We start from the raw sequence: 22,395 nt of genomic DNA on the forward strand, positions 1-22,395 counted from the left end.
GAGGAAGGACGGAGTCCCGTCACGAGACCCGGTGACGCGGGTCGGGCGACCGGGGCCGGGGGGTTTCGTGACGGTCGCTGCGCGACCTCCTCAACCAGCGTGCACGCGCTGCGCGACCTCCTCAACCAGCAGCGCCCGGGACGCCCGGCTTCGGCGTCGTACGCCCCGTGATCCAGGCGTCGAAGAACGAGCCGAGGTCGAGCCCGGTCGCGGTCTCCCAGTGGTCGTAGACCTGCGCCCGGGTGGCCGAGGTGTCGTCGTGGTCGACGAGCCACGAGCGGGCGATGGAGTAGAACTCCTCGTCGCCGAGCGCGACGCGGAGCTCGTTCCACATGAGCGCCGGCGGGTAGTAGATGTTTGACCCGCCGAACTGGTCGGGGTCGTACGCCCCGGGCGGGCCGTAGGCGTCGCGCAGCCCCTGGTCACCGGCGCGGGCGTTGCGCAGGGTCTCCTTCAGTGGCCGGATGTCGTGCTCGTCCTCGTAGATCCACTGGAGCAGCATGGTCATGCCCTCGTTGAGCCAGACGTCGCTCCAGTCCGCGGGCGAGACCTGGTCGCCGTACCACTGGTGCACCAGCTCGTGCGCGATCACCTGCGGTGAGAGGACGTAGTCGTTGTGGCCCAGGGTCACCATGGTCTGGGTCTCCATCGCGCTCTGCGAGGCGGTGACGACGAGTCCGAGCGAGTCGAACGGGTAGTCGCCGAGCTTGCCCTCGATCCAGTCGATCGAGACGGCGGCGGTCTGGAGGTTGTCGAGCTCGACGGGGTCGACCATGCCGCGCGGCGTCCAGTAGTCGACGGTCATCCCGCCGGCGGTGGTGTTGCTGCTGTGCGCGTAGTCGCCGATCGCGAGCGTGACGAGGTACGACGACGCGGGCTCGGTGAGCTGCCACGACGCGGTCGTGCGGCCGTCGGTCTGCTCGAGCGAGGTGAGGCGCCCGTTGGAGATCCCGGTCCACTTCCTCGGGGCGTGCACGGTGATGTCGTAGAGCGCCTTGTCGGACGGCTGGTCGTTGACGGGGTACCAGGTGTAGGCCCCGTAGGGCTCCTGCATCGTCCACACCTCGCCGGTGTCGGTGATGGTGAAGCCGGTCGTGGAGAAGTCGCTGCGGGTGGTCGGTGCGGGCGCCGCCTCGGGCGTGCCGACGTAGTCGATGCTGAGCTGGTAGCGCTGGTCGGCGACGACCGGCGCCCGGACGACGAGGTCCTTGCCGCGACGGCGGAAGCCCACGCTCGTCCCGTCGAGCGACACCTCGCCGACCGTCAGCGCAGGGGAGAGGTCGAGCTGGAAGCGGGGCGCCTGACGGGTGGCGCGGAAGTCGATCACGGCGCGGCCGGTCAGCCGCTCGTCGCCCGGCTCCCAGGTCAGGTCGAGGTCGTAGTGGAGCGCGTCGACACCCGGGTCTCCGACGCCGGGGTAGACGCTGTCCTCGACCGGGTCGGAGAGCGCGAGGTCGAGGTCCGGCTCGACCGGGTCGGAGACCACCGGGTCCGAGGCCGGGGCCGCGACGAGGTCGTCGGGCGCGGCGGAGGCGGTGACCGGTGCGGGCGTGGACAGGTCGGACGACGTCTCGGCCTCGGAGGAGCAGCCCGCCAGCGCGGCGAGCACCAGGACGAGGGCCGCAGGGGCGAGCGGCGTACGCGCTCTCATCTCTCGCCGCGGAGCAGCGGCCGGGCCAGCTTGCGGCCGTGGTGGATCTGCGCCTTGACCGTGCCGAGCGGCGCGTCGACGAGGGTGGCGATCTCCTCGTAGGGCAGGCCGTAGACGTCGCGCAGCAGCAGCGGTTCGACGTACTGCGGGTGGTCCTTGCCGATGGTGTCCATCGCCTCGAGCAGGTCGAGCCGGGTGCCGGCGATCACGCTGGTCGTGCGGGGGTCGGGCCGGTCGTGCGAGCCGTCCTCGAAGTCGGTGGGGGTGGCCAGGTTCTTCAGCCGGCGGTAGGTCGTCCGCGCGCTGTTGACCGCCACGATGTGCAGCCAGGTGGTGAACCGGCCGCGGCCGCCCCACGAGTCGATCCGGGTCGCGACGTTGAGCATCGCCTCCTGGCACGCGTCCTCCGCGTCGCCGGAGTAGGGCAGCACGCCCCGGCAGATGTTGAGCACGCGCGGACGCACCACGCCGAGCAGCTGCTCCATCGCCTCACGGTCGCCGTCGCGCGCGAGACGAGCGAGCTCGTCGATCTCGTCCGGCGTCGCCGCGGCCCCGCCGTCCCCCGAATACATCACGCCTGCACGATAATGCCCGGGTGTCCGCTCCCTCGCGTCTCGGTCGGTACCCGGTGCGGCGTCGCATCGGGTCCGGGGCGTTCGCGACCGTGTGGCTGGCCTACGACGAGCACCTCGACTCGCCCGTCGCGATCAAGGTGCTCGCCGACAACTGGATCGGCGACCTCCACATCCGCCAGCGCTTCCTCGAGGAGGGACGCTTCCTCCGCAAGGTCGAGTCGCCCCACGTCGTGACCGTCTACGACGCGGGCGAGCTCGACGACGAACGCCCCTACCTCGTGATGGCGTACGCCGACCAGGGCACGCTCGCCGACCGGCTCGAGCTGTCCGCCCTCGAGCCGTCGCAGGCGCTGACCGTGATCCACCAGGTCGGCGAGGGTCTCGCCGCGCTGCACGACCGCGGGGTGCTGCACCGCGACGTGAAGCCCGCCAACGTCCTCTTCCGCAGCATCGAGCACGCCAAGGGCTCGCAGGTCGTCGCGATGGTCGGCGACCTCGGCCTCGGCAAGGCGATGGACATGTCGTCGCGGCTGACCATGGTCGGCGGCACCCCGACCTACGTGGCGCCCGAGCAGGCCCTCGGCGAGGGCCTCGACCCGCGCGCCGACCAGTTCTCGCTGGCCGCCCTCACCTACTACCTGCTGAGCGGTCGCCAGCCCTTCCAGCACACGAGCCTCGCGGCCGCCGAGAACCCGACGCCCCCGCCGCCGATGGGCATCGACAACCCGGAGGCCGAGGCCGTCGTGCAGAAGGGCCTCTCCAAGGACCGCGCCGACCGCTACGACGACGTGCAGTGCTTCACCGGCGCGCTCGTCGAGGCGATGGGCGGCCAGGTCGACGAGGCGCCCGAGGCGTGGATGCCCGTCGATCCCGACCTCACCGAGTCGACCCCGCTGGACGTCACCGCGGGCGCGACCGACGAGGACGTCCGCGGGGCCGCCCAGGCCCCTCGCCGCCGGTGGCCGCTGCTCGTCGCGTCCGTCGCCGTCCTCGCCGGCGGAGCCGGTGCCGGGTGGGCCGTCGAGCGGGCCGCCACCTCCGAGCGTACGATCGAGGACCGCACGGGCACGGTGGCCGTGACCGTCCCGGAGGCGTGGACCGTCCAGGTCGACCCCGAGCAGTGGACGCCGATCGAGGGGCAGCAGGAGCAGCCGTCGATCGCGTCCGGCACGCGTGCGGGCTGGAACTCCGCCACCGACCCCGCGCCCGGCGTCTTCGTGGGCCTCCTCCCCGGCGAGAAGCTGCCGACCCGCGTCCCGCAGCACGGCGACTGCACCGGCGAGCCCGTCGGGCCCATCCGCGACACCGAGGGCGGCGACGAGTCGATGACGATGACCTTCACCGGCTGCCCGGGACCAGGCGTCACCGTCGAGCGCGTCGTGCAGGTCAATGCCAGCCAGCTGCTCTGGATCCAGATCCGCAGCAACGACCGCGCGACCGCCAACCGGGTGCTCGACTCGGTCACGACCTTCGGCGTCTGACGGGTCCCGGCCAGGCCCTCACCCCAGGCGTACGCCGGCCGCGACCCGCTCGATCAGGTCGGCGAGCCCGGCCTCGTCGACCCGCCGCCCGCTCACGGCGACCTCCACCTGGGCGTTGTCGGTCCCGGTGACGTCGAGCCAGGTGAGGAAGCCGTGCCGGAGGTGGTTGTTGGTGATGTAGGTGTAGTGGACGCTGTCGTCGCTCTGGCGGACCACCCGGAAGTCGAGCTCGTCCTCGTCGAGCTCGTCGAGGCGACGGTCGAGCGTCCAGTCGATCGAGCGCCGGTTGCTGAGCACCTGCTCGACCCGCATCACGTAGCCGAACGACTGCTCCTGGTCGAAGGGTCGCCACTGCCACTCGTTGAGGGCGATCGGCACGAACCGCCAGCCCTCGGGCGCCGGGACCGTCATCTGGAAGTCCTCGCCCTGGCCGACCGTGGTGTCGGCCAGCGCGATGCCCGGCTCGAGCGGCGGGTAGTCGGGGTCGGGCAGGAGCTCGGGCACCGGGTCGACCGGGAGGCTCGGCGAGGCGGCCGCGACGGGAGCCGCAGCGCCGGATCCCGGAGGGTTCTCGCCCAGCACCCACGACGTACCGAACCCGCCGACCAGGCCGACCACCAGCACCAGCGCGAGGAGGAGCGCACGACGTCCGGTCACGGCTCAGACCGGTCCGCCGGTGGCGCCGCGCATGCCATCGGCGACGCGGCCGATCAGGTCCTTCGCGCCGCGCGCGTCCTGGTCGCGACCGTGCACGACGATCTCCACGTCGGCCTGGCCGCTCGAGTCGAGGTCGAGCCAGCGCATGAAGCTGTGGCGCTTGTTGCCCTCGTTGCTGCGGTAGGTGTACTCGAGCGAGTCCGCGCCGCGGTCGAGGACGACGACGTCCTCCTGCTCGTCGAGCATCCGCTCGATGCGGATGTCGATGGCGTCCTCGATCTCGATGTCCTGGCTGTCGATCTGCTCGATCCGCATGACGTAGCTGTTGTTGGGCGTGCCCGGCTGCTTCCATTTCCACTCGTTGCTGGCGACGGCGTTGATCCGCCAGCCCCTCGGCGCCGGGAAGAGGATCTCGAACTTGCCGATGCCCAGCGTCGCCTGCCGCATCGCGATGCCCGGCTGCAGTGCCGGGAGCTCGGGATCGGGCGTGAAGGGTCGCGGCGCCTCGATCGGCATCTCGGGCCGCGCGGCAGGCACCGGGTCGGGTACGCCGGACCCGACGGTGGTGTCCCGGGTGGCCGCGCCCGCGGCGAAGCCGCTCCCCGCGCCGATCGCGAGGAGCGCGACGACAACCGCAGGCCCCCGCCAATCCATGGGGCCAACCTATCCGCCCTCCTCACCGTCGCGTCCCATTCCCTACGGTGGGCCCATGCTGATCCGCAACGCCCGGCTCGTCGCCGTGACCGACGTCGTGCCCGGCCTCGTCGACGTACGGGTCGAGGACGGGCGGGTGGTGGAGGTCGGGCCCGGGCTCGCCGACGACGAGCACCCGGGCGAGCAGAAGCACGACGCCTCCGGGCGCTGGCTGTCGCCGGGGATGTGGGACCAGCACGTGCACCTCGGCCAGTGGACCCTCGCCTCCGCCCGGCTCGACCTCGCACCGGCCCGGTCGAGCGCCGAGGCGGTGGCGTTGGTGCGCGAGCGGCTCGAGGAGTGGCCCGACCTGCCGGTGATCGGGTGGGGGCACCGGCCGACCGCCTGGCCGGAGAACCCGGCCGTCTCCGACCTCGACGCGATCGGGACCGACCAGCCGATCGTGCTGATCGCCGGCGACGGCCACCACGGCTGGCTCAACACGACCGCGCTGCACATGCTCGCGCTCTCGACCCGTGACAGCGTGGTCAGCGAGGCCGAGTGGTTCATGGCCTACGGACGCCTCGCGTCCGTGCTCGGCACCGACGGCACCGGGCCGGACGCCTACCGGCGCTCGATGGAGGCGGCCGCGGCCCAGGGCGTCGTCGGGCTCGTCGACCTCGAGTTCAGCGGCGGCGTCGCCGACTGGGCCGCGCGGTGGGCCGAGGGCGCCTCGCTCCTGAGGATCCGGCACGCCTGCTACGCCGACGGCCTCGACGACGTGCTCGCCCGCGGGCTGCGGTCGGGCGACCCGCTCGCCGACGACCCGCGCCTGACGATGGGGCCGCTGAAGATCATCAGCGACGGCTCGCTCAACACCCGCACCGCCTGGTGCTGCGAGCCCTACGCCGAGAAGGCCGTGCCCGGCGCCGAGGAGGGCCAGCCCAACCAGTCGCCGGACGAGCTCCGCGCGCTGCTCGCCCGGGCGGCGGACGGTGGGCTCGACGTCGCCGTCCACGCCATCGGCGACCGGGCCGTCACCGAGGCGCTGGCCGCCTTTGCCGACACCGGCGCCCGGGGCGGGATCGAGCACGTGCAGCTCACGACGCGCGACGACGTACGCCGGATGGCCGAGCTCGGCATCCGCGCGAGCGTGCAGCCCGCCCACCTGCTCGACGACCGCGACGTCACCGAGCGGCTGTGGCCCGGTCGGGCCGAGCGGTGCTTCCCGCTGCGCTGGATGCTCGACGCCGGCGTCGACGTGGTGCTCGGCTCCGACGCCCCGGTCTCGCCGCTCGACCCGTGGCTCGCGATCGCCGCGGCCGTCCACCGCTCCGGCGACGAGCGCGAGCCCTGGCACCCCGAGCAGTCGGTCACCGCCCGCGAGGCGCTCGCCGCCTCGACCGACGGCTGGGGCACGGTGGCTGCCGGCCACCCGGCCGACCTGGTGCTCCTCGACGCCGACCCCCTCGACGGAGCCTCCGACCGCGAGCACGGCCTGCGGCTGAGGGAGTTCGCCTCGCACGTCGCCGTGACCTGGGTGGCCGGCGAGGTGGCGTACTCCCGCGAGCCGCTGTAGCCGCGGCTGCAGCGCCGGCTGTAACGCCGGGTTGATGGCTGTAGCCACCCCTCTGCAGCAGGGTGGGTACAAGCAGTAAACGGGCGTTACAGCGGCTGGGGCGAGCCATGTGATGGCGCTCACGTGGCGCCACCCGGGAGTCTGAGTAAGGTAAGCCTTGCCTTACTCAATCCCTACTCGGAGGGACGTACCCCCGTGCGCTCACCTTGGCAGCACCTCTTCCACCCCGCCAACGCGGGGCGCTACCGCGAGGCCGTCGGCTCGGCGGTGGACCACCTCGTCGACCACCTCGGCGAGACCGGCGGCCGCCCGCTGACCGGGATCTCGCCGCGCGAGGCCGCCGCCCGCGCGACCGACGTCGATCTCGACCGTCCGATCGGCGACGGCCCGGAGGCGCTCGCGGAGCTCTCGCGCCTGTGGCTCGACGACGCGATCTGGTTCCACGAGCCCGCCGCGGCGGCCCACCTCAACTGCCCGGTGGTCATCCCCGCGCTCGCCGCCGAGGTCTTCATCAGCGGCGTGAACTCCAGCCTCGACACCTTCGACCAGAGCGCCGGCGCGACCTTCATCGAGCGCCACCTCGTCGACTGGACCGCCGCCCGGATCGGGTACGACGACCGCGCGGACGGGGTCTTCACCACCGGTGGGACCCAGTCGAACCTCCAGGCCCTCCTGCTGGCCCGCGGCCAGCAGGAGGGCCGTGCGCCCGAGCGCCTGCGGATCTTCGCCAGCGCCGACGGCCACTTCTCGGTCCAGAAGGCCGCCCGGATCCTCGGGCTCGGCGACGAGTCGGTCGTCCCGGTCGCGGTCGACGTCTCGCGCCGGATGGACCCGGCCGCGCTCTCGAGGGCCCTGGGTGACGCGGCAGCGGCCGGCCTGACCCCGATGGCCGTCGTGGCCACCGCCGGCACCACGGACTTCGGCGCGATCGACCCGCTGCCGGAGGTGGCGGCGCTGGCGAAGGCCCACGGCGCGTGGTTCCACGTCGACGCGGCCTACGGCGGCGGGCTGCTCGTCTCGCCGCGCCGTCGCAGCTGGCTGGCCGGCATCGAGCTGGCGGACTCGGTGTCGATCGACTACCACAAGACCTGGTTCCAGCCGGTCTCCTGCAGCGCCCTCGTCGTCCGCGACGGCGCAACGCTCGGCCACGTCACCTGGCACGCCGACTACCTCAACCCGAAGGACTCCGCGCACCCCAACCAGGTCGACAAGAGCCTCCAGACCACGCGCCGCTTCGAGGCGCTCAAGCTCTGGATGACCCTGCGCGTGATGGGCGCCGACGCGATCGGCGAGCACCTCGACACCGTCCTCGACCTCGCCGACGCGGTCGCCGCCGAGCTCACCGCGATGCCCGACATCGACGTCGCCGCCGCACCGCAGCTGAGCACGATCGTGTTCCGCCACGTGCCGGGTCCCGATCGGGACGAGGACGGGCTCGCTCGCCACAACGCCGCCATCCGTGCCGAGCTCTTCGACGACGGCCGCGCGCTCGTCGCGGCCACCAGGGTCGACGGGCGCGCGTACCTCAAGCTCACCCTGCTCAACCCGATCGCGACCGTCGACGACGTGCTCGGCGTCGTCGCGATGGTGCGCGAGACCGGCGAGCGGCTGCAGGAGCGCCCCACGGCCCCGCGCCCGCGCGGGGGACGACTGGCGGTGGCGCGATGACCGCCCGCGCGACGAGGATCCACGACCTCCTCGGCATCGGGCTCGGCCCCTTCAACCTCGGCCTGGCCTGCCTCGCCGACCCGATCCCCGGCCTCGACGCGGTCTTCCTCGAGGCCGAGCCCGGCTTCTCGTGGCATCCCGGGATGATGCTGCCCGACGCGACGTTGCAGGTGCCCTTCCTGGCCGACCTGGTCACCCTGGCCGACCCCACCTCGCGCTTCTCCTACCTCGCCTTCCTCAAGGACGTCGGCCGGCTCTACCCGTTCTACATCCGCGAGAGCTTCTACCCGCTGCGTCGCGAGTACGACGACTACTGCCGCTGGGCCGCCGACCGCCTCGACTCGATCGAGCTCGGCGAGCGCGTGGTCGCGGTCGAGCACGACGGGGAGGCGTACGTCGTCCGATCGGCGACCGGTCGCAGCTGGCGTGCCCGCCACCTCGTGCTCGGCACCGGCACCGCGCCGCGCATCCCGTTCGACGTGGACGGCCCGGCGCTGCACTCCGCCGACTACCTCGCCCGCAAGGACGAGCTGCTCGCCACCGGCTCGATCACGGTCGTCGGCAGCGGCCAGTCCGCCGCGGAGGTGTACGCCGACCTGCTGGCCGAGCAGGAGACCCACGGGTTCGAGCTCGGCTGGGTCACCCGCTCGCCGCGGTTCTTCCCGATGGAGTACACCAAGCTCACCCTCGAGATGACCTCGCCGGAGTGGTCGTCGTACTTCCAGGCGCTCCCGGCCCCGCGCCGCGCCGAGGTGCAGCAGGGCCAGGCCGCGCTGTCGAAGGGGATCAGCTCCGACACGATCAACGCGATCTTCGACGAGCTCTACCGCCGCGAGGCCACCACCGGCGTCGAGACGACGCTCCTCACCGCGACCGAGGTGACCGCCGCGAGGTGGGACGGGCGGGCCTACGCCCTCGACCTGCGCCACACCGAGCAGGGCACGACGGGCCGGATGACCACCGAGTCCCTCGTGCTGGCGACCGGCTACGCGCCACGGGTGCCCGACTTCCTCGACGGCGTCCGCGACCGCATCCGCTGGGACGAGCACGGTCGCTTCCTGGCCGGCGGCACCTTCGCCGTCGACCACGCCGACAGCGAGGTCTTCGTGCAGAACGCCGAGGAGCACACGCACGGCTTCGTCGCGCCCGACCTCGGCATGGGGGCGATGCGCAACTCGGTGATCCTCGCCCAGGTGCTGGGTCGCGAGCCCTACCCCGTGGAGAAGCGGATCGCCTTCCAGGAGTGGGGCATCCCCGACCGGTTCCGACACCCCGACCACCGGGACGAGGAGGCATCGTGAGGCTCACCCTCGAACGGCTCGACCCCGGCCGCGACCTCGCGCTCCTGCACGCGTGGGTCACGCACCCTCGCTCGGTCTTCTGGGGCATGCAGGACGCCTCCGCCGAGCAGGTCCTCGACGAGTACGTCCGCATCGCGGCCGACCCGCACCACGAGGCCCTGCTGGGTCGGGCCGACGGCGCGCCGGCGTTCCTGATGGAGAGGTACGACCCCGCGCACTCGCCGCTCGCCGGCCTGCCCGAGCTGCGCGCCGGCGACGTCGGCATGCACGTCCTGGTCGCGCCGACGGACACGCCGGTCCACGGCTTCACCGGCGCGGTGATGCGGCGGGTGATGAAGGCCTGCTTCGCCGACCCCTCCGTGCGCCGCGTCGTGGTCGAGCCCGACGCCCGCAACCACCGCATCGCCGCGCTCAACGAGGCGGTCGGCTTCGTCGTCGCCCGCCACGTCCAGCTGCCCGACAAGACCGCCGCGCTGAGCTTCTGCACCCGCGCGGCCTTCCACGCATCCACCCTGGGAGGGGCGGCATGACGCACAGCCCGACCGACCACCTGACCGACCACCTGACTCCCGAGACGATGGCGCGCGCCCACCGCGAGCTCGTCGCCAAGGCGATCGCCGAGTTCGCCCACGAGCGCCTGCTCGCACCCGAGCCGGACGGCGACGACTGGCAGCTCACGCTCGGCGGGTCGTCGTACCTCTTCGAGGCGCGCCGGCACGCCCTCGAGCACTGGGTCGTCGACCCGGCCTCGATCGTCCGCCTCGTCGGCGAGCGCCGGGCCGCCGTCGACGCGCAGGACTTCGTCGTCGACTGCAACGAGCTGCTCGAGATCCCCGAGCACCTGCTCGCGGTCTACCTCGAGGAGATCGCCGGCACCCTCGCCTCCGCGACGTGGAAGCTCACCCACCACCAGCTCTCCTCGCGCGACCTCGTCGATGCCGACTACCAGTCGATCGAGGCCGCGATGTCGGAGGGCCACCCCGGGTTCGTGGCCTGCAACGGCCGCATCGGCTTCGGGGTCGACGACCACGCCGCCTTCGCCCCGGAGACCGGTGCCGACGTGCGCCTGCACTGGGTCGCCGTACGCCGGGACGAGGCGCAGCTGTCGCTGTCCGAGGGGCGCACCGAGGCGCAGCACTACGCCGAGGAGCTCGGCACCGACGTGCTCGTCGACTTCGAGAAGCGGCTGCGCGACCTGGGCCTCGACCCGGTCGACTACCTCTACCTCCCGGTCCACCCGTGGCAGTGGGTCAACCGACTCGCGGTGACCTTCGCGCCCGACGTCGCGCGCCGGGCCGTCGTGCCCCTCGGCGAGGTCGACTCGGCGCACCGGGCGCAGCAGTCCATCCGCACCTTCTTCCCCGTCGACCGCCCCGAGCGGTCCTACGTGAAGGTCGCGCTCGCCGTGCAGAACATGGGCTTCCTACGCGGGCTCTCACCGGCCTACATGGCCGCCACGCCGGCCATCAACGACTGGGTCGCCGACCTCGTCCGGGGGGACGACGAGCTGGGGTCCCTCGGCTTCACGGTGCTCAAGGAGCACGCGGCGATCGGCTGGACGGGCGACGCCTACCACCGGCTCCCGGTCACCTCGCCCTACCGCAAGATGGTCGCGGCGCTGTGGCGCGAGAGCCCGGTCCCGCAGCTGCGCGAGGGCGAGCGGCTCGCCACGATGGCCTCGCTGCTGCACCGCGACCGTGACGGCGTACCCCTCGTCGGCGAGCTGGTCGCCGCCTCCGGCCTCGACCCGGCCGACTGGGTCGCGACCTACCTGCGTGCCTACCTCCGCCCGCTCGTGCACTGCCTGCTCGCGCACGACCTCGCGTTCATGCCGCACGGGGAGAACCTCGTGATGGTGCTGCGCGACCACGTGCCGGTGCGGATGGTCATGAAGGACATCGGCGAGGAGGTCGCGGTGCTGACCGACCGGCCGCTGCCCGAGGAGGTCGAGCGGATCCGGTCCGTCGTACCCCCGGCGACAGCGGCCCTCGCGATCCACACCGACGTCTTCGACGGGTTCCTGCGCCACCTCGGCGGGATCCTCGCCGGCGCCGACCTGCTGTGCGACGACCACTTCTGGGAGCTGGTGCGCGAGACCGTCTCGGGCCACCTCGACGACCACCCGGAGCTGGCGGAGGCGGCAGCGACGTACGACCTGCTGCGCGCGGAGTTCGCGCACTCCTGCCTCAACCGGCTCCAGCTGCGCAACACGCTCCAGATGGTCGACCTCACCGACCAGGCCGAGTCGCTGATCTACGCGGGCACGCTGGCCAACCCCGCAGCCGTGCGGACGTGAGCGTCCGGCGGGACCCGCACGGCATTCCGCACGTCCGAGCCGCGACCCTGCTCGACCTCGCGTTCGAGCAGGGCCGCGTCACCGCGCACGACCGCGCCTGGCAGCTCACCGTCGAGCGCCTGCGCGGCGAGGGCCGGGTCGGCGCGCTGGGCGGGTCTGCCGCCTGGGACGCCTTCGCCGCCGACCTCGACCTCGCCGACACCGCCCAGCGCGGGCTCTCGGCGCTCGACGCGGAGTCGCAGGCCTTCTTCGCGGCGTACGCCGACGGGGTGCGCGCGGGCTTCGCCGAGGGCGCGACCTCTCCCGAGCTCGCGTCGGTCGACGCGCCGGGGGAGTGGCAGCCGTGGTCGTCGCTGGCGGTCTTCCTGGTGCAGCACGTGCTCTTCGCCGGCTTCCCGACCACGCTCTGGGCCGCGTCGGTGGAGCCCGGCCTCGACCCGCGGCTCGCCTCGCTGCTCGGCGTCGAGCCGCCGCACGGCAGCAACGCCTTCGCCGTCGGGCCGTCCCGGACGCGCTCCGGTGCCCCGTTGATCGGCGCCGACCCGCACCGGGTCTTCGAGTCGCCGGGGATCTACCAGCAGGTCGGGCTCGCGTGCGACGAGCTCGACGTCGTCGGACTGGCCTTCCCCGGCGTCCCGGGCGTGCAGCACTTCGGCCACACCGGCCATGTCGCCTGGGCGGTCACCAACGCGATGGCCGACTACCAGGACGTGTCCGTCGTCGGTGGCCGCCTGGTCGTGCGTACGCCGACCAGCGAGCTCGGCGACGTCGGGCTCGGCGCGATCCTCCCGCTGCTGCGCGCGCGGACGGTCGCCGACGTCGACGCCGCGCTCGAGCACTGGGTCGAGCCGGTCAACAACGTGCTCGTCGCCGACACCACCGGGCGCGTGCTGCACCGGGTCGCGGGCAGGGTGCCGGTGCGAGCCGGCGACGCGTGGACGGGCTGGGTCGACCTGCCGCGCACCGAGGTCGGTCACGACGAGGTCGCGGTCACCGCCAACGACCGCACCGACGATCGGTGGGACGCCCTGGCCGGTCGCTTCGCCCCACCGTGGCGCCGCGACCGGATCGCCTCCCTGCTCGCCTCCGGCCCGGTCGACGGAGACCTGGTCGACGTGGGACGCGCGGCCTCCGTGCTCACCGACCACCACGACCCGTCCGGCGGCCACCTGCTCGACCTGCTGATCGGGCTCGACGACCTGCCGGAGCCCAGCGCCGCCCTCGTCGAGCGGCTCCGGGAGTGGGACGGCTCGATGGCGGCCGGCTCGGTGGTCGCCGGTGCCTACGCCGCCGTCCGCGACGCGGTCGTCGCCGCGATCGTGGCCGACCCGCTGCTGGCCCCGGCGCGCGCCGCCGCGCCGCCGATCCATGCCGAGGTGCTCGCGCCGTGGTGGCACCTGCCGTCGCGGATCGCCCGCGTGCTGCCCGACCTCGTGCGCGACCCACCGACTGGGCTGGACCTCGACCAGATGGCACGCTCGGCGCTCGCCCAGGTCGCCGCGCTGCCCGACCAGACATGGGGCGATCGGCACCGGCTCACCCCGATCCACGCGCACGCCGACCTGCGCCTCGACGTGGCGCCGTACCTCCCCTCCGTCGCGGGCAGTCCGCTCGACGGCGACCTCGAGTGCGTGGCCGCCACCGCGTGGATCCCCGGCACCGACATGTCGGTCTCCGGGCCGATCGCCCGCCTCGTGTGGGACCTCAGCCCGCCTCCGGGCGGCCGTGCGCGGAGTCGCTGGGCGGTCCCGCTGGGCGCCTCGGGGATCCCGGGCGATCCCCATCACGACGACCAGCTCACCGCCTGGAAGGACGGAACCTTGCTCCCTGTCACCCCACTCCCTGCCACCTCACCCACCTTCGCCCTCCGAGCGGTCTCACCCGCCACGGATGCGCCGCTGCTGCACGGCTGGTTCACCGAGCCGCGCGCGGCCTTCTGGGGCATGGGCGCCCGCACGCTCGAGGAGGTCGGCGAGATCTACGGCTGGATCGCCGAGCAGCCGCACCTCACCGCCAGGCTCGCGCTCCTCGACGACCACCCGGTCGGGCTGGTGCAGACCTACGACCCGTTCGTGGACGAGATCGGCGAGCACTACGACCGGCGCCCCGGCGACCTCGGCGTGCACCTCTTCCTCGCCGACGACGCCGCCCGCGCCGGCCACACGGCCGAGCTGACGGCGTACCTCGTCGCGCAGGTCTTCGCCGACCCCGCCGTGCACCGCGTGGTCCTCGAGCCCGACGTCGACAACACCAGGTCGCTCGCCCTGCTCCTGCGCCTCGGCGCCGAGCTCGGGCCGGTCACCGAGGTCCCCGCGCCGATGCCCGACCTGCCGGCCAAGAGGGCGCAGTTCGCGTTCCTGCCCCGCCCGGCCTGAGCGGTGAGTGAGCCACATTCCCGCGGCCTCCAATGTGGCTGGGCCACCGCCAGCCTGCGCGTCGTCGTGCGCCACACCCCCGAGCGGTGTGTGAGCCACATTCCAGCGGCCCGGAATGTGGCTCACTCACCGCTCGGAGCTCAGGCGAGCGCCAGCGTCGCGTCGAGCACGAACGCCGGGTCCTCGAGCCGGTCGCCGTAGACCTCCCGGAGCTGCTGCACGCGGTAGCGGACGGTCTGGGCGTGGACGAAGAGCTCCTCGGCGACGGCGTCGCGGCGGCCGTGGTTGAGCAGCCAGCTGCGGAGCGTGTCGGTGAGCTTGTCGGCCGTCGACGGACGCAGGTCGGCGAGGGGCGCGAGCACCCGGGCGCGGAGCTCGGCGCGGGCCTCGGCGTCGGCGGCGAGGACGAGGGCGGCGAGGTGGTCGTCGGAGTCGACGAGCCCGGAGAGCCCCAGAGCCGCGCAGCGCAACGCCCGCCGGTGCGAGCCCGCGACCTCGAGCCAGGGGGTGCTCGGGCCGACGACCGCGTCGGTGCCGCGCAGGGCCCGGAGCAACGTACGACGCGCAGTGGCCGACCCCGTCGACGGCACGAGCAGCGACGCATGGCCCTCCGGCAGGCCGGGCACCTCGTCGGTCGGCTGGAGCGTGCGGGGGTCGAGGGCGGTGAGGGCGTGGGAGACCTGCGACTCCGGCAGCACCACCGCCGTCAGCGCGCCCGGCGGCTCCCAGTCGGCCCGCTCGGCGGCGGCGTTGACCGCGTCGGCCGGCGCGCCGTTGAGGAGGGCGCGCGCGAGCCGCTCGAGGTTGCGCTGCCGCACACGCCCGCTGCTCTCGAGCTCGTCGGTGTGCCCGGCGACCGAGGCCGCGGACAGCTCGTCGATGTAGGCGAAGACCAGCTCGGCGAAGCTCGCCAGCTGGCTGGCGTCGATGCCGGCCCGGACGGCGGTGTCGGCCATGTCGTGCCACGACGTGCGGGCGCCGACACGGTAGGCCGCGAGCAGCGCCTCGGCCGTACGACCGCTGCGCGCCTCGCCGCGGCCGAGCTGGTAGGCGCCCTCCATCGCCGGCGCGCGCGGCGCCTCGAGGCCCTGCTGCGACGCCAGCGTGAGGAAGCCGCCGAGCGCGAGCTGGACCGCGTTGCGGATCACCTCGCCCATGCGCCCGGTCAGGGCCCCGGCATAGCTCGGCACCTCGTCGATGATCGCCAGCACCACGCTGTCCGCGACCTCGGCCAGCTGCGCGCGGAGGGCGGCGGCCACCTCGGCGTCGAGGGCCACCACGTTCTGCACTTGTGTGCTCGGGCGCACAGGATGAGCGGTCACAGGAACTCCACAGGGCGACAATTGTTCGCGGTGAACAAGAGTCTAGCCCCGATTCACGTGCGCAGGGCAGGAACATGTGGTGCGGATCCGCGACTCTTGATGACATGAGCACGACTCTCGAGCCGCCCGTCAGGGGCAACCGCATGCGCGACCACCTGGTCCGCGCTGCCGAGGCCGCGACCACGCCCTACCTCCCGTCCGACTTCATGGACCTCTTCGCCCCGCTCCGCTCGGGCGCCGATCTCCGTGGCCGCATCGAGTCCGTGCACCCCGAGACCGCCGACGCGGCGACGATCGTGATCCGCCCCGGCGCCGACTGGGCCGGCCACGTGCCCGGCCAGTACCTCCGCATCGGGATCGACGTCGACGGCGTACGCCAGTGGCGGGCCTACTCCCTGACCCACGGCCCGCGCCGCGACGGCCGCATCTCGATCACGGTCAAGGCCGTGCCCGACGGCCTGGTCAGCAACCACCTCGTCCACGAGGCGAAGCCCGGCACGCTCGTCCACCTCGAGCAGGCAGACGGCGAGTTCGTCCTCCCTCCCGCCGGCGGCAAGTTCCTCATGGTCACCGCCGGCTCCGGCATCACGCCGGTCATCGGGATGCTGCGCAACCTCTTCCCGAGCACCGACGAGGGCGTCCTGCGTCCGGCCCGCAGCGCGGTCCACGACATCGTCGTCGTCCACGTCGCGCCGAGCCGCCCGCACTCGATCTTCATCCGCGACCTCGAGGCCCTCGACGCCGCCGGTGCGATCCGCCTCGTGGCCCGGTACGACGACGAGCACGGCGTCCTCGACGTCGACCACCTCGCCGACCTGGTCCCCGACCTCGCCGAGCGGGCGACCCTGGCCTGCGGGCCGGCCGGCCTGCTCGACGCCCTCGGCGCCCACCACGAGGGCGCGGGCATCAGCCTCACCACCGAGCAGTTCCGCACCTCGCGGGTAGAGCCGGGCGAGGGCGGCACCGTCGCCTTCGCGTGCGGCACCACCCTCGACCTCGACGGCGCGACGCCCATCCTCGACGCCGCCGAGGAGGCCGGGAAGCTCATGCCGAGCGGCTGCCGGATGGGCATCTGCATGGGCTGCGTGATCCCGCTGCGCGAGGGCAGCGTGCGCGACCTGCGCGACGGAGCCATCACCACCGCCGTCCCCGGCGAGAGCGGCGCCGTGAAGGTGCAGACCTGCATCAACGCCGCCGCCGGCCCGTGCCACTTCGACCACTGACCGACTGCTTCTCCCACACCCCCAGGAGATCGACATGACCACCATCCAGAAGAAGGCCGTCCTCGGCCAGGCCAACCCGATCGCGCACCTCACCGAGGCCGACATCGAGCAGCTCGGCCACGAGCTCGACGCCATCCGCCAGGAGGTGCTCGACACCCGTGGCGCCAGCGACGCGGCGTACATCCGCAAGGTCATCGACACCCAGCGCAAGCTCGAGCTCGGCTCCCGCGCGGTGCTGCTGTTCAGCGCCTTCCCGCCGGCCTGGGTCCTCGGCACGCTCGGCCTGAGCGTCTCCAAGATCCTCGACAACATGGAGATCGGCCACAACATCCTGCACGGCCAGTGGGACTGGATGCGCGACCCGAAGATCCACTCCAGCGTCTGGGAGTGGGACATGGCCTCGCCGGCCGAGCAGTGGAAGCACAGCCACAACGAGCTGCACCACACGTACACCAACGTGATCGGCAAGGACAACGACCTCGGCTACGGCATCATGCGCGTCGACGAGGACCAGACCTGGACGCCGGCCTCGCTGGCCCAGCCGGTGTTCTGCTTCATCAACGCCGTCTTCTTCGAGTACGGCATCGCCGCCTACGACCTCGAGCTCGGCGCGGTCATCGCCAAGAAGCAGACCAAGGACCCCGACTTCCGCCGCCGCGCCAAGCAGGTCCTCACCAAGATCCGCAAGCAGGCCACCAAGGACTACGTCGTCCACCCCGCGCTGTCGATCCCGACCGGCTCGTTCCTGCCGACTCTCGCGGCCAACTTCACCGCCAACGTCGTGCGCAACCTCTGGTCCAACTCCGTCATCCTCTGCGGCCACTTCCCCGAGGGCGTCGAGACCTTCGAGAAGCGCTCGATCGAGGGCGAGACCAAGGGCGAGTGGTACGTCCGCCAGATGCTCGGCAGCGCCAACATCTCCGGCTCGAAGGCCCTGCACATCATGACCGGCAACCTGTCGCACCAGATCGAGCACCACCTGTTCCCGGACCTGCCCTCGAACCGCTACGCGGAGATCGCGCCGAAGGTCCAGGCCCTCTTCGAGAAGTACGACCTCACCTACTGCGCGCGTCCGATGCCGCAGCAGGTCGCGTCGGCCTGGCACAAGGTCATCCGGCTCTCGCTGCCGAACGGCTGGCTCGCCACGACGAACAAGAAGAACGCGCCGCAGCAGCTCGCCGTCCTCTACAAGATGGCCACCGGTGACCGTCGGACGCGCCGCCTCCTCGGCCGCAAGCTCGAGAGCGAGTCGCGCGCGATGTCGAAGGCCGCCTGACGCTGGCTGCCCCCGTCGCTCGCGTGTTCGGAGGCGGATTCCTCGGCATCTCTTGACAGTTGACAAGGATTCCACTGGTCTAGTCCTCAGTAATTGCACGGATGTATCAGGACGCCTCCTGGCGCATCCTTGAGTGCGAGAGCAACACATGGGGTGGGAACACGATGACCAGCAACACGATGAACACAGGGGCGGACCAGTGATCCGCATCGGCTCCGTGGGGGAGCCGGCGTACGACGTCCGGGGTGACCTGGCACTTGCCGTGCCGAGGCCGCGGACGTCGATGGACAACGGTTCGGCGGTGCGTCCACCGGCCGCCTGAGGCGGCCGGGCACACGCACCAGCAAGAAGCACGGCTCGGGCCGGCGGTCGGGGGACCGTCGGCCCGAGCCTCTTGCACGTCCGGGGCGCCGGCTCCCTCAAGACGTGACGCGTCCTCGAAGACTTCCGTCAGGCTTCCATTAGTAAAGGCTTCTCGCTCGCCCCGCTCCTAGCCTTGTCGCAGGCGGTCCGTGGGGGACCGAGGGTGGGAAGCAGGGAGTCATGAAGCGCGAGAGCATCGACGAGGTCACGGACCTCACCGGACGGATCAAGTCCCTCGACCAATTCAGCGGATCGCTGGTCGCCCGGCGACAGCCCGAGGCCGACGCCATCCCGATCACCGACGCACCGAGCCAGCGCGTGCCGGCGCCGCGTCGCTCGCGCATCTTCCTGCGCGGCGGCGAGGGGCAGGGCGCCTTCGCCGAGCTCACGCTGACCGCACCGCGGCCGCGTCCCGCGTCCGAGTGACCGACTGAACAGCCGGGCGCCGTTGCGCCTCCACAGACCCGGGGGTCGACGCCTCTAGAGTCTCCCGGTGGTCTGGCTGGTCGGTGCGCTCCTGCTCGCCTGGATGGCCTGGGGACCGGTCGTCCTGGTCGTCGCCGCGCTGCTGCTCGGCATCCCGCGACTGCGCTGGTGGGTCCAGGACCGCGCCTACGTCGACCGTCGCACGGCCGGCTGGGTCGCCGGCTTTGTCGTCGCCCTGGTCGGCGCGGTGCTCGTCGTCCCCGACGGGTGGCTGCCGATCCCGCCCGCACCGGGCGTGATGGCGGGGCCGTCGTACACCGGCCGTCCCGCGTCGGCGCGTCCGGTCGCCGCCGAGGTGGTGACCAACCCGCACCTGGCGGCCACCGCCTCGTCCACGAGGCCGGGACCGCTGGGGCTGCAGCCCGAGGTGGAGACGTCGTGGTTCGGGCTCCAGCGCTGCGGGCGGATCGAGCCGACCTCCACCGACGCGCTGGTCGCCCTGTGTGCCGGCAGGTCGGGGGACAGCCTGCGCGTGATCGACCCGGCATCGATGCGGCCGAGCGCCACCCGCGAGCTGCCCGACCCGGGGAGGAGCGGCTGCACGACGACCGGTTTCCACCTCGACGCCGGCGACCGCGCGGTCGTCGCCACGTCGGACCGGCAGGTGATGGCCATCGCGACGGCGCCCGGCGACAGCGAGGGCGAGGTCGAGCTCACGACCGACGCCAGCTGGGACCTCAAGCCCTGGGTGCCCTACGGCGACTGCCTCGTCGACGTCGTGCCGGACTGGACGGGCCGGCTCTGGTGGGTCTCGCGCGACGGCCTCGTCGGCACGATCACCCCGGAGACCGAGGCGGTCGGCGTCCTCGACCTCGGCGAGCACGTCGAGCGCGCGATGGCCGTCGACCAGCAAGGTGTGTACGTCGTCACCGACGCGGCGCTGCACCGGCTCGGGGCCGGCGCGGACGGCGTACCCGTGGACGCGTGGCGCACCGAGCACGCCGGCGAGAGCGGGTCGGCGCCGACGCTGCTCGACGGCGGGGTGGTCGCCATCACCGACGAGGACGACGGCCGGCTGCAGGTGGTCTTCGTGTCCCGCGCCGGTGGCGAGGAGGTGTGCCGACAGTCCGTCTTCGAGAAGGGCCACGGCGCCACCGACAGCGACCTGGCCTCCGTCGGCTCGGGCGTCGTGGTCACCAACAACGACGACTACTCCTCGCCCCGCAGCGCCCTGCTCGGGTTCACCAGCAGCCCTGGCATCGCCCGCGTCGACCTCGTCGACGGCGGCTGCGTCGTCGAGTGGACGAGCGAGGCCGTGTCGCCCGGCTCCGGCGTGACGGCGAGCTGGCCGAACGGCCTGGTCTACGCGTGGACCAAGCGGCCCTCGCTCACCGGCGTGAGTGCGTGGTACCTCACCGCCATCGACGCCGCCGGCGGCCGCAGCATGTGGAGCGTGCGCACCGGCACCGGCCTCCTCGCCGGCAGCGACGGCTCGACGATCACCCTCGCCTCGGACGGCTCGGCCTGGCTCGGCACCCTCGCCGGGCTGGTCCGGGTCCGCGACCGCTCCTGACCGCCGCCGTCCCCCGTCCCCTCCCCGCCCAGGTATCTAGGGACGTTCTGGTAGGTCTCGGTCGGGATTTCCCCACCACTTCGTCCCTAGATACGCGGGGCCGAGGACGCCGAGGTCAGGGCCAGGCGAGGCCGACCGTCTGCTCGCTCGTCTCCCAGAGCCGGCGCTGGGCCATCTCGTCGCGGGCGAGCGGGGTGCTGCCGACGATCCGGGGCGCCCCGCTGCCCTGACCGGGACCGCCGGGACCGACGTACGTCCCGCCGGGCAGGTCGTCGGTCGCGGCCATCAGCGTCGGCCAGGCGCCGGCGTGCGCCGGCTGCGAGACCGCCCGCACGGCGGCGTCCATGATCGAGGCGACCCGACCCTGCGTGGACGAGAGCTGACCGTTGACGACGAGGTGGGTGCCGGCGAAGCCCGGGTGCGCTGCCATCGCCTGCACCGGCAGGCCGGCCCGACGCAGCCGACGGTCGAGCTCGAAGGTGAAGAGCAGGTTGGCCAGCTTGGTCTGGCCGTAGACCCGCCACCGGCTGTAGCGGCGACGCTCGCGCGGGTCACCGAGCGGGGCCGAGCGCGCCGCGCGGTGCATCTGGGAGGAGAGGGTGACGACCCGCCCGTCGCCCGACGCGACGAGCTGCTCGAGCAGCAGACCGGTCAGCAGGAACGGCCCGAAGTGGTTGGTCGCCAGCTGCGACTCGAGCCCGTCGACGGTCCGCCGGTAGGGGCTGGCCATGATGCCGGCGTTGTTGACGAGCAGGTGGATCGGTCCGATCCCGGCCGCCTCCCCGGCGGCCGAGCGGACCGACGAGAGGTCGGCGAGGTCGACGACGAGGGTCTCGAGCGAGGCGCCCGGCACCTCGGCGCGGATGGCGTCGGCCGCGGCGCCCAGCTTGTCCGGCGTACGTCCTGCGAGCACGACGCGTGCACCGTGACGGGCGAGCTCGAGGGAGGTGTGGAAGCCGAGCCCGCCGAGCGTCGGTCCGGTGACGAGCGCGGTGCGACCGGTGAGGTCCGGGATGTCGGCGGTCGTCCAGGCGTCACGGCTCACGGCGTGACGCCCATCGCGGCGACCACGCGCTCGCCGAGGTCGGTGTCGCCCGTGATGCGTACGCCGTCGGGGTCGGCGCCGCGGCGGCCACCCGCCAGCACGACGAAGGTCTCGCGGTCCATCGCCAGGGTCGCCGACGGCTCGTCGTGGTCGCTGCCCGGGCGCCCTCGTCCGTCCTCGCCGACCACGGCGACGGCCGGTGCGTGCCCCTCCACCTCGAGGCGTACGACGCTGCCCTCCGGCGCCTGCGCCTTCTTCCCGACGATGAAGGGCAGGCTCTCCAGCAGGTAGTCGACCGAGTGCAGTGCGGGCGCGTTGTCGAGGTTGCCGGGCAGGTCGAGCGCGCGACGGATGTCCTGCTCGTGCATCCACACGTCGAGCGGTCGGTTGCGCAGCAGCAGGCCCGTGCTCCAGCCGATCGCTCCGAAGACCGCCGGGGCGGGGGCGGCGGCGTCCGTCGGGGGATCGGCGAGCAGCTGGGTGTGGCGGGCGGTGGTCGACTCGCGGATCTCGGTGATGAGCGCGTCGGTCGCCGCCTGCCGCCGGGCCACGACGCCCTGCTCGGTGAACTGGCCCATCGTCCCGTGGGCGTGCGGCGCCTCGCCGATCTCGACGTCGTCGTGGGGCCGGCCGGCGAGCAGCGACTCGAGGTGCGCGGTGTGCGCCGCGACCGCCTGGACGTCCCAGCCCGGCAGGTCGGTCGCCTGGGACCACTGGTCGTCGCCCACCTCCTCGAGCAGTCGGGTGAAGTCGTCGACCGCCTCCCACCACACCGCGACGTAGGACGCGAGGCGCTCCTGATCACTCATGCGACCGAGCCTAGGGCCACTCGCGTCACCCGCAGGGAGGTGCGTAGTGGCCCGTTGTGGCCCTTTTGTTCCATTCAGCCACGTGAGATCCACAAGCCGCCTAGCGTCGCCGTCACCGACCGGGCCGATCCGCGGCCTCGCG

18 protein-coding genes are annotated in these 22,395 nt (G+C 72.9%); 11 read left to right on the forward strand and 7 right to left on the reverse strand.

From position 1 onward, the window contains the following. Window positions 1–121: 121 nt before the first annotated feature. Window positions 122–1,651, reverse strand: a complete 1,530-nt coding sequence (locus tag EUA93_RS08210) for a M1 family metallopeptidase (protein ID WP_129399682.1) — start codon at window positions 1,649–1,651, stop codon at window positions 122–124. After that, a complete protein-coding gene (locus tag EUA93_RS08215; protein ID WP_129401150.1) occupies window positions 1,648–2,223 on the reverse strand; it encodes an RNA polymerase sigma factor in 576 nt (191 codons plus the stop codon). The genes EUA93_RS08210 and EUA93_RS08215 overlap by 4 nt, the downstream gene beginning before the upstream one ends. A 23-nt stretch (window positions 2,224–2,246) precedes the next feature. On the opposite strand from EUA93_RS08215, the gene EUA93_RS08220 reads away from it, so the two are divergent. Continuing rightward, a complete protein-coding gene (locus EUA93_RS08220; protein WP_129399683.1) occupies window positions 2,247–3,707 on the forward strand; it encodes a serine/threonine-protein kinase in 1,461 nt (486 codons plus the stop codon). Window positions 3,708–3,725: 18 nt separating this feature from the next. On the opposite strand, the gene EUA93_RS08225 is transcribed toward EUA93_RS08220, so the two are convergent. Continuing rightward, complete coding sequence (locus EUA93_RS08225; protein WP_129399684.1) at window positions 3,726–4,364, reverse strand: hypothetical protein; 639 nt, start codon at window positions 4,362–4,364, stop codon at window positions 3,726–3,728. Window positions 4,365–4,367: 3 nt separating this feature from the next. Beyond that, the gene (locus EUA93_RS08230; RefSeq protein ID WP_129399685.1) at window positions 4,368–5,018 is read right to left on the reverse strand and encodes a hypothetical protein; all 651 of its coding nucleotides are present in this window, start codon (window positions 5,016–5,018) and stop codon (window positions 4,368–4,370) included. Window positions 5,019–5,073: 55 nt separating this feature from the next. Here EUA93_RS08230 and EUA93_RS08235 point away from each other — a divergent pair, with 55 nt between their 5' ends. From EUA93_RS08235 to EUA93_RS08255, 6 genes are all read left to right on the forward strand, one after another. Next, on the forward strand, window positions 5,074–6,576 hold the full coding sequence (locus EUA93_RS08235) for an amidohydrolase (RefSeq protein ID WP_129399686.1): 1,503 nt from the start codon (window positions 5,074–5,076) through the stop codon (window positions 6,574–6,576). A gap of 195 nt (window positions 6,577–6,771) precedes the next feature. Continuing rightward, window positions 6,772–8,244: a pyridoxal phosphate-dependent decarboxylase family protein gene (locus EUA93_RS08240; protein ID WP_129399687.1), complete on the forward strand. Its 1,473-nt coding sequence runs from the start codon at window positions 6,772–6,774 to the stop codon at window positions 8,242–8,244. Then, complete coding sequence (locus EUA93_RS08245; RefSeq protein WP_129399688.1) at window positions 8,241–9,545, forward strand: lysine N(6)-hydroxylase/L-ornithine N(5)-oxygenase family protein; 1,305 nt, start codon at window positions 8,241–8,243, stop codon at window positions 9,543–9,545. Before EUA93_RS08240 ends, EUA93_RS08245 begins: the two co-directional genes overlap by 4 nt. Then, window positions 9,542–10,075 carry a GNAT family N-acetyltransferase gene (locus tag EUA93_RS21535; RefSeq protein WP_207208632.1) on the forward strand — a complete coding sequence of 178 codons (534 nt, stop codon included), beginning with the start codon at window positions 9,542–9,544 and terminating at the stop codon, window positions 10,073–10,075. The genes EUA93_RS08245 and EUA93_RS21535 overlap by 4 nt, the downstream gene beginning before the upstream one ends. After that, the gene (locus EUA93_RS08250; RefSeq protein WP_165355091.1) at window positions 10,072–11,841 is read left to right on the forward strand and encodes an IucA/IucC family protein; all 1,770 of its coding nucleotides are present in this window, start codon (window positions 10,072–10,074) and stop codon (window positions 11,839–11,841) included. Before EUA93_RS21535 ends, EUA93_RS08250 begins: the two co-directional genes overlap by 4 nt. Then, entirely contained in the window at window positions 11,838–14,216 is a 2,379-nt protein-coding gene (locus tag EUA93_RS08255) for a GNAT family N-acetyltransferase (protein ID WP_129399689.1), read from the forward strand. The genes EUA93_RS08250 and EUA93_RS08255 overlap by 4 nt, the downstream gene beginning before the upstream one ends. A 140-nt stretch (window positions 14,217–14,356) precedes the next feature. Here the strand turns inward: EUA93_RS08255 and EUA93_RS08260 are convergent, their stop codons facing one another. Beyond that, window positions 14,357–15,505, reverse strand: coding sequence for an RsbRD N-terminal domain-containing protein (locus tag EUA93_RS08260; RefSeq protein WP_242497286.1), 1,149 nt, complete (start codon window positions 15,503–15,505; stop codon window positions 14,357–14,359). Window positions 15,506–15,642: 137 nt separating this feature from the next. Between EUA93_RS08260 and EUA93_RS08265 the strand changes: the two genes are divergently transcribed. From EUA93_RS08265 to EUA93_RS08280, 4 genes are all read left to right on the forward strand, one after another. Next, entirely contained in the window at window positions 15,643–16,761 is a 1,119-nt protein-coding gene (locus EUA93_RS08265; protein WP_129399690.1) for a ferredoxin reductase, read from the forward strand. Window positions 16,762–16,795: 34 nt separating this feature from the next. After that, the gene (locus EUA93_RS08270; protein WP_129399691.1) at window positions 16,796–18,037 is read left to right on the forward strand and encodes a fatty acid desaturase family protein; all 1,242 of its coding nucleotides are present in this window, start codon (window positions 16,796–16,798) and stop codon (window positions 18,035–18,037) included. A gap of 543 nt (window positions 18,038–18,580) precedes the next feature. Continuing rightward, complete coding sequence (locus tag EUA93_RS08275) at window positions 18,581–18,826, forward strand: hypothetical protein (protein ID WP_129399692.1); 246 nt, start codon at window positions 18,581–18,583, stop codon at window positions 18,824–18,826. 67 nt (window positions 18,827–18,893) lie between these two features. After that, window positions 18,894–20,399 (forward strand): hypothetical protein, encoded by a 1,506-nt coding sequence (locus tag EUA93_RS08280; RefSeq protein WP_129399693.1) that lies wholly within the window; start codon window positions 18,894–18,896, stop codon window positions 20,397–20,399. 115 nt (window positions 20,400–20,514) lie between these two features. Here the strand turns inward: EUA93_RS08280 and EUA93_RS08285 are convergent, their stop codons facing one another. Further along, on the reverse strand, window positions 20,515–21,444 hold the full coding sequence (locus EUA93_RS08285; protein ID WP_129399694.1) for an oxidoreductase: 930 nt from the start codon (window positions 21,442–21,444) through the stop codon (window positions 20,515–20,517). After that, complete coding sequence (locus tag EUA93_RS08290; RefSeq protein WP_129399695.1) at window positions 21,441–22,253, reverse strand: maleylpyruvate isomerase family mycothiol-dependent enzyme; 813 nt, start codon at window positions 22,251–22,253, stop codon at window positions 21,441–21,443. The genes EUA93_RS08285 and EUA93_RS08290 overlap by 4 nt, the downstream gene beginning before the upstream one ends. Window positions 22,254–22,395 lie beyond the last annotated feature (142 nt).

It is taken from the genome of Nocardioides oleivorans, from assembly GCF_004137255.1.
In the GTDB taxonomy this organism is placed as follows: domain Bacteria; phylum Actinomycetota; class Actinomycetes; order Propionibacteriales; family Nocardioidaceae; genus Nocardioides; species Nocardioides oleivorans.

Bases quoted from the DNA above. Each gene is read 5' to 3' on its own strand.
- EUA93_RS08250 (WP_165355091.1), top strand. From the start codon at position 10,072: ATGACGCACAGCCCGACCGACCACCTGACCGACCACCTGACTCCCGAG.
- EUA93_RS08210 (WP_129399682.1), bottom strand. From the start codon at position 1,651: ATGAGAGCGCGTACGCCGCTCGCCCCTGCGGCCCTCGTCCTGGTGCTC.
- EUA93_RS08230 (WP_129399685.1), bottom strand. From the start codon at position 5,018: ATGGATTGGCGGGGGCCTGCGGTTGTCGTCGCGCTCCTCGCGATCGGC.
- EUA93_RS08290 (WP_129399695.1), bottom strand. From the start codon at position 22,253: ATGAGTGATCAGGAGCGCCTCGCGTCCTACGTCGCGGTGTGGTGGGAG.
- EUA93_RS08215 (WP_129401150.1), bottom strand. From the start codon at position 2,223: ATGTATTCGGGGGACGGCGGGGCCGCGGCGACGCCGGACGAGATCGAC.
- EUA93_RS08245 (WP_129399688.1), top strand. From the start codon at position 8,241: ATGACCGCCCGCGCGACGAGGATCCACGACCTCCTCGGCATCGGGCTC.
- EUA93_RS08235 (WP_129399686.1), top strand. From the start codon at position 5,074: ATGCTGATCCGCAACGCCCGGCTCGTCGCCGTGACCGACGTCGTGCCC.
- EUA93_RS08265 (WP_129399690.1), top strand. From the start codon at position 15,643: ATGAGCACGACTCTCGAGCCGCCCGTCAGGGGCAACCGCATGCGCGAC.
- EUA93_RS08270 (WP_129399691.1), top strand. From the start codon at position 16,796: ATGACCACCATCCAGAAGAAGGCCGTCCTCGGCCAGGCCAACCCGATC.
- EUA93_RS08275 (WP_129399692.1), top strand. From the start codon at position 18,581: ATGAAGCGCGAGAGCATCGACGAGGTCACGGACCTCACCGGACGGATC.